This is a genomic window from Microbacterium sp. CnD16-F (assembly GCF_024124465.1).
GTDB lineage: Bacteria > Actinomycetota > Actinomycetes > Actinomycetales > Microbacteriaceae > Microbacterium > Microbacterium gawkjiense.
The window spans coordinates 1-6,914 of record NZ_JAMXSA010000083.1 but is presented as its reverse complement, the minus strand read 5'-3'; the positions used below and the strand labels follow the sequence as shown (position 1 = coordinate 6,914).

The following is a 6,914-nucleotide window of genomic DNA, read 5'->3' as shown; positions in this document are numbered from 1 at the left end:
ACCTCCGAGACGGAGCGCCGCGGCGAACTCGACGGATGGCTGCACTACTACAACCATCACCGGCCCCACACGGCCTGCGGGAACCAGCCGCCCTTCTCACGATTGACCAACGTCTCCGGTCAGTACAGCTAGCCAACGAGTACCCGGCGACGTTCCTGTTCACGGGCGTCAACATGAGCGACACGGGCCTGCTCAGCGAGAGCAAGACCGACCGGAAGCTGGCGATGTCGCAGATCGCGCGGCGCTGGACACGATTGACGCTCCCGCCGTTCGAGCATCCCGTCGGTGAGCACCGAAAGCCATGGGTATCGATCCTCGGCACCATCGAATCCCACCTTGTGCTCGCCAACGCCCGACCTCGCATGCTCAGGGAGCAGGCCGACTACCTCTACGAACGATCGACCGGCATGATCGGGTCGCTCTTCAAACTCATCACCCTCGGCGCCGTCCACGCGATACGAGACGGTACGGAAGCCCTGACGCGACAGCTGCTCGACGAGATCCACATCGATGTTGCAGCCGAAGACGCCCGAGAGGTCGTCGCGAAGGAACTCGAGCAGAAGAAGCTCAGCGCGACGAAGCAGAAGAAGCCGGACGCCGCAGCATGATGCCGGCAGGTGGTCACGATCGTGGCGGTCAGGCGAAATCGTGACGCTGCGTCGCTTGCTTCACGTCGCCATGCCGCTCCCCGACGAGCCGCTCGACTCGTGGGTCGAGTTCATGGCGCACAGCTACGGGGCGACCGTCGGCGAGATGGCTCGCGCATTGGGCCTGATCGACACCGACCGCGTGCCGGCCAAGACTCCGCAGTCCGCGAGGGCATGGTCCACCGCGCTCGAACCGCAACAACTCACGAATCTCGAGCTGACGACGGGACGACCGGCGGACGAGTACCGAGCGATGACGCGCACCGCATTCGCCGCGAACGCCATCCGCTTCACGCCGCAAGGACGGATCAGCGCCTCCTGCCCGAGCACTGGGGTCGCCGCGCGGTACTGCCCCGACTGTCTCACCGATTCGGGCGGCAGGTGGCGAATGTCGTGGCAGTTCCCCTTCGGGTTCGCCTGCCTGCGCCACAAGCGGCTCCTCGTGGATCTCTGCCCCGGATGCGGGCAACCGCCCCGCCTCATCGGACACCCGATCACCGTCGTACCCAAGCCGGGGCACTGTCACAACAGACCATCGGCCGGTCTCCCGTCCATACGCGAACGCTGCGGCGCCGACCTGACCGCAGCCGAAGAGCTCGTCGCGGCGGACGAAGCGACGCGTGAGACGCAGCGCATGATGCTGCGAGTAGTCGCCGCCGGCACGAGCGACTTCGGAATCTACGCCGATGCCCGACCGAGCGCCATCCACATCCTCTCCGACATGCTCCTGCTGTCCCGGGCCGGACGGCAGGCGCTGGTCGACGGGCACAGGTTCGAGTGGATGCCCGCCAGCGCAACGACGGGTGAAGCGATCACGTCGCATGCAGGCACGGGTAAGGTCGCGCTCCGGCCGAGCACCGCGCGGGAAGTCGCACTCGGCAACACGATCGCATTCGAGGCGCTGAGGTCGGTCGAGCGCGTCGCCGACGTGTTGCGCGGTCGGGTCAGCGCCCATGCCGCGCTCGACCACCATTCCCCGCCGCTGCGCGACCACGTGAGCCGCGCACTCGGCCGAACCCGACGGCCAACGGCGACCCTCCAAGCGATGGAGGTGGTGGCGGCGAGCCCAGAGGCACGTGCCGCCAAGGTCCCCGCCGTTCTCTGGCCGGAGTGGACGGCCCGACTTGCGCCACGACGACTCGACGCCGAGATCGCCGGTGGGGCGTTGGCGGCCGCGGTCGTCTTCACCGGAGCGCGTCTCACGCACGGATCAGCGATCAAGCTCCTCGACCCCGAGATGCAAGGACGCCAAGTCAGCCACGTCATGCGCTCCCTCGGCCGCAACGCACCCGAGGCCGACACCATCCGTGCAATCGCACGTCTCGCCGCGTTTCTCGACGAGGAGTCACCACCGATCGACTTTGCGCGGCGCAGGGCGATCGACTACTCCGGCGTCCTGCCTCGCGACGAATGGAGAGAGATCTGTCGGCGCGTGAACGTGCAGGCCGGCGGCGTTCGCCGTTGGCAGGCCGCGCGTGCGCACCTCTACGCTCTGCTGAGCGGGAACCGCGTGTCGCGGGCGCCGTTTGCCCAAGATGCGGGCTTCCCCTCGTTCGCGGAGCTGCGCCAGTTTCGCGACGGGATGCCGAGTCTTGTATCGCGGGCTCTCGAAGATGCGGCCGCCAAGTTCCTCACGACGCGGAGCATTGACGAGCCTGTCTCGTGGATGCCGGGCCTCGGCGTTGCCGGCCTCCGTGACGATCTCGACGAAGAGTTTCAGGGACAGTGGCCGGTGGCGCGGCCTGCCCGTGCGGCGGTGAAGCCGGCGCGTGCGGCGGCCGCTTACTCATCGGGACGATCTGTGGAGGAGATCGCCGTCGACCATGGCGTCGCGCGTCAGACCGTGAGTCGGGTGCTCGAGGATGCCGGTGTCGAGACGCGCCGCGGGCGCAGGAGAATCGCCATCGATGAGGAGTGGTTGCGGCAGCGATACGTCGCCGAGCGCCGCACCATCCCGGAGATCGCCGCCCAGCTCGGCGTGACGATGACCACGATCAATCGCCATCTCGAGGCGGCCGGAATCCCGCGCCGGCCGCGCGGTAGCGCAAGCCAGGCGACTGCGATCCGCGTGGACCCGCGGGCTGGCGACTCGCCGCTGTTGCGTCGGATCCTGGTGGGACAGGATGCCACTCAGCGCGCCGAACGTTTCCTCCTTGTTGCCCGCCACGACACGATGACTGCCGCCGCGCGCGAGATCGGTGTGACGCTGAGCATCCTCGCGATCCAGATGAAGCGCCTCGGCGTTGATGCTGGTGGTCCGCTGATCACGCGAGCTCAGCGCGGGCAGCCACTTGAGCTCACCACGCTGGGCGTCGAGGTTCGTGACAAACTGGCTCGGGTTCTCGAAGTCAGCGGAGTCTCAAGTCCGGTGCCTCCGCCGGAAGGATGTCCGTGAGCGCGACGCCCAGCACCTGCGACATTGCAAGCAGAGTACGGATCGTCGGGTTCGCCGGCGTCCCCGGCTTCGACTCGCCCTTCTCGTACTTCTGGTACGTGTAGCGCGTCAGCCCTGAGCGGTAGGCGACGTCTTCCTGGCTGAAGCCGGCCTTGGCGCGGAGGCGGCGGAGGTTCGCAGCCAGCTCGCCTGCGTAGTCACTCCAGGCAGCGTCCTCGGGTCTGGTCCGCTTCGCCACCGATCCAGCGTTCCCGCTGGAGAGTGTCGGTATGGCCTAATCCGTATGGCAAAACGATCTCTCCGTTCAAGCCCGGAACGAGTTCGGCTAGGCTCCGACGTAAAGAGCTTGGCGTTGCGAACCGCTCGCGAACGTTCCCGATGGAGTCGAATTGGTTAGTCAAACGCCCGCCGACAAAGTACTCCATCGCATCAGCAAGGCGACGGCCGTCGAGTTGCGGATGTACAAGGAGGGCGTTCACCATGAGACCGCGACGAAGCGCACGATTGATGATCTCCGTCACCAGAGCATCGCGGATCGCTTGCAGCTCGCCGACTCGTTCCGTGATGCGGGATCGGCGATGCTACGGAGGAGGCCACCGCTCTTTCGGCTTGCGGTTGGTCGGTTCTACTACGCGATGTACCACTACATGAGGGCTGTTGTGTTCTATGAGGCCGAGGGCGATGACCACCAGTCTCACAGCGAGTTGCCAAAGCGCGTTCCGGCGGACTTTCCGAATGATTCTGTGTGGAAAAACAACCTGAAGGATGCGCGATACCGTCGCAACGAGGCGGACTACGACGCATATCCGATCGCGGATGTGGAGTTTCGAGATGATGCGAAGCAACTGGAACTCGTAGCCCGGTCCCTTGCGGTGGAAGCTCGCAACTATCTGCGGGCGAAAGGATGCACGTACGTATGAGCGCTGAAGGTACCCTCCTCAGGATCGAGAAGGCGTTCGCGGCTGACGGAATCGGCGTCGTGGGTGTTGAGGAGCGTCAGTTCCCGCAGGAGACTCACGTCTTGGTCTTTGTCACGCCCGAGGATCACACCAGGGCGCTCGTCCTCGCCGGCACGCTGGATATCGAGACGGAGGATGGGGACGATGTCTACGTCATCGTCCGAAAGTCCGCACAGGTGGCTGAGGACGCTCAGTCACTCGGGCGGGTGAAGAGTGTGCACGACGAGCGGTGTGACCAACTCGTCAAGCTGGTCAGCGCTCATAACCGTGTATCCGACGCTCAGCCCAGCCTCGCGTACGTGCCCGACGCCCGCGCTAGCATCGCGGCGGTGTCAGCAGCCCGGCACAATCTGATCTTTGGTCGGCGTGGCGCCGGCAAGACGGCGCTCATGGTCGAAGCAAAGCGTCAGCTTGAGCGAAGCGGTGCTCTCGCGGTCTGGGTGAACATTCAGACGTACAGGCACGAGGATCCCTACCGCATCGTTCTGTATGTGCTCAATGAGATGCTTCGTTCCATCCAGATCTCGCGCGTGATCCCGCCCAGCTCTCAGGTAGCTCTGCGAGTAATCAAGCTGGCAAACGACGTTCAGTATCTGCTCGATGCGACCACTACTGACGCGACGGCCGTCCGAGTCCTCGTTCCCCGTGCGCACCAAGTAGTACGCGATGCTCTCGATGTTGTTGCCGAGCCGATGTTCGTGTTCCTCGACGACTTCTATTATCTCGAGCGGAAGCAGCAGCCACTCGTCCTCGATCTCCTTCATGGAATTGTCCGAGACGTCAACGCTTGGCTGAAGATCGCTTCGATCCGCCACCTGACGAGATGGTGGCAGGCCTCGCCGCCGATGGGACTCCAGTCGGGTCAAGACGCGGAGCTGATCGATCTGGACATCACCCTGCAGGATCCTTCACTTGCGAAGAAGTTCCTCGAGGGTGTGCTCTTCGAGTTTGCGAAGCGTGCCCACATCTCGTCGCTTTCGCAGGTGTTTCGCAGCGAGGCACTCGATCGCCTGGTTATCGCTTCGGGCGCGGTTCCTCGCGACTTCTTGGTACTCGCGACAAGCGCCATTTCCCGTGCTCGCCGCCGAGAGAAGGCTCTACTAGTCGGCGTGCAGGACGTGAATCAAGCCGCGGGTGATGCGGGTGCAGCGAAGAAGCAAGAGCTCGAAGAGGACATGGCCTCGAACGTGGGCTCCGCCGAGCGGACGATGACGACGCTAGGGAAGGTCCGGTCGTTCTGCCTGGAGGAGAAGGGCTTCACCTACTTCCTTGTTGACCTGCGAGAACGAGAAGAACGCGCCTCTGCGTACACACTCCTGACGGACCTAATGGACGTCCGACTACTTCATCTTGTGGACGCGAGTGTTTCGGATGCACACGAGGCCGGTCGCAAATACGAGGCCTACATGCTCGACTTGAGCGAATACTCGGGGTCGCGGCTCAAGCACAGGCTTACCGTCCTTGACTTCGTGGACGGCAAGTTTCAGAGCAAGCAGACCCGCACCGGAACGAAACCGCGAATCGCCCGCACGTCTCGCGAGTTCACCGCAATCCTCCGCGGCGCACCGGCCCTCTCGCTGGCGATGCTCGCCGAGACAGCTACTGAAGACGGATAGGAAGGACCGTTGGTATTGCCGTTGTCTGCTGCGGCGTTGCTCTACTCAGCAAGATGACTGGCGCTGGTGGCCGGTAGACACTTGACCACGAATCACGCCGGCCCCGACGGCCACAACGCTTCGTCACATGGTGGGAGATGCGAACATGACTGAACCTGGCTACACAGATGTGCCTGCGGTTATCCGAGTCTTGGATGGGATGAAACTGTCCGCGTCAAAGCAAACGGAGGGCGCTGTGAAGGCGCTACTCAGGGACGCCAAGACGAACAGCCTTGAGACCCACGCCGAGATCTTTCTCGTAGACAAGGGCAAGAGCGCACTCAAGAATCTCACCCCGAGGGATTGGGCAATTCTAGGCATCGGCGCACTCGTGCTGGTGGGGGCGACCGTCGGAACAGTCAAGGGCATCGAACACCTCAGGCAACGTCGAACGCAGAAGGCCAAGTCGACCGAGGCAGCGGCCACTCGCGAGATCCAACTGTACGAGCTCTCCGGAGAGGTTACCGTCGCGGAAGAGTCGGTAGCGCTCATCGTCGGGTCCGACGTCGAGCTTGCCGAGGACCAGCTCGTCATCACTATGAGCGCCGAGGACTGGCGGGAGCTACTGCGCAGGGCCGTTGCGCTCAACTCGCTCGAGGAGCGAATCTGGATGCTTCTGTCCAACGTCCGTATCGAGGGCGGCGACGTCGGCGTCCTTCAATGGCAACAGAGAATGAAGAAGTTGTCCCCTCAGGAGGTCGCCGGTGAGATCAGGCGGATGCTTGAGGCCCACCCCGAGCTGCAGGCAAACGAGGAGTTGGCTGAACTCATCAGAATTTTCATCAACGGAAGATCCGACGACGGCCGGCACGAGCCTGGGCGGCTCGGAATCGAGTAGGACCCCGCGGGTAGGCTTCTGGCCTTACGGCCGCGCGCGATTCGTCGGGGGAGCAGATCACCGGCCTAACGGACAAGTCGGTCCGTGGAAGGCTCGCGCTTTCATGGACATGTTGGTTCCAGCTTCACGGTGATTCGGGAGCGCAGTGGACATCTCTGAGCGGTTCCTACATGAGGTGACGGATCCCGATGATCATTGCGTAAACCGCGATATCGACCGGGCTACTTTGCATTTACGCAAAGTAGGGCTCGGAGGTTCCGAACCGTTGCCCGTGAGAGATCGATCAGAGTTGTCGGGTCAAGTCCCGTGGAGTGGTGTAACCGTTTCGTGATCCTTCAGGGATGTGGGGGCTAGTTTTCGTTGTGATTGCAGATGCTCGCGACGAGCTCACTCACGGTGTCGGAGTACAGCCCAGGAGTG

The 6,914-nt window shown here is 63.6% G+C and carries 7 protein-coding genes; 6 read left to right on the top strand and 1 reads right to left on the bottom strand.

Annotated elements, in window-relative coordinates; translation table 11 throughout:
- From NH287_RS14420 to NH287_RS14410, 3 genes are all read left to right on the top strand, one after another.
- On the top strand, positions 1-132 hold a 132-nt coding region (locus NH287_RS14420), incomplete at its 5' end, for an integrase core domain-containing protein (RefSeq protein WP_253036164.1).
- Between the two features lie 41 nt (positions 133-173).
- A complete protein-coding gene (locus NH287_RS14415) occupies positions 174-608 on the top strand; it encodes a hypothetical protein (RefSeq protein ID WP_253036163.1) in 435 nt (144 codons plus the stop codon).
- 40 nt (positions 609-648) lie between these two features.
- On the top strand, positions 649-3,042 hold the full coding sequence (locus tag NH287_RS14410; RefSeq protein ID WP_253036162.1) for a TniQ family protein: 2,394 nt from the start codon (positions 649-651) through the stop codon (positions 3,040-3,042).
- Here the strand turns inward: NH287_RS14410 and NH287_RS14405 are convergent.
- Positions 2,996-3,280: a helix-turn-helix transcriptional regulator gene (locus NH287_RS14405; RefSeq protein WP_253036161.1), complete on the bottom strand. Its 285-nt coding sequence runs from the start codon at positions 3,278-3,280 to the stop codon at positions 2,996-2,998. The genes NH287_RS14410 and NH287_RS14405 overlap by 47 nt on opposite strands.
- A gap of 151 nt (positions 3,281-3,431) precedes the next feature.
- On the opposite strand from NH287_RS14405, the gene NH287_RS14400 reads away from it, so the two are divergent.
- The 3 genes from NH287_RS14400 to NH287_RS14390 all read left to right on the top strand — a co-directional run bounded on the left by NH287_RS14400 (position 3,432) and on the right by NH287_RS14390 (position 6,494).
- Positions 3,432-3,962 (top strand): hypothetical protein, encoded by a 531-nt coding sequence (locus NH287_RS14400; protein ID WP_253036160.1) that lies wholly within the window; start codon positions 3,432-3,434, stop codon positions 3,960-3,962.
- A complete protein-coding gene (locus NH287_RS14395) occupies positions 3,959-5,617 on the top strand; it encodes a hypothetical protein (RefSeq protein WP_253036159.1) in 1,659 nt (552 codons plus the stop codon). The genes NH287_RS14400 and NH287_RS14395 overlap by 4 nt, the downstream gene beginning before the upstream one ends.
- A 145-nt stretch (positions 5,618-5,762) precedes the next feature.
- The gene (locus NH287_RS14390; protein WP_253036158.1) at positions 5,763-6,494 is read left to right on the top strand and encodes a hypothetical protein; all 732 of its coding nucleotides are present in this window, start codon (positions 5,763-5,765) and stop codon (positions 6,492-6,494) included.
- Positions 6,495-6,914: the final 420 nt, after the last annotated feature.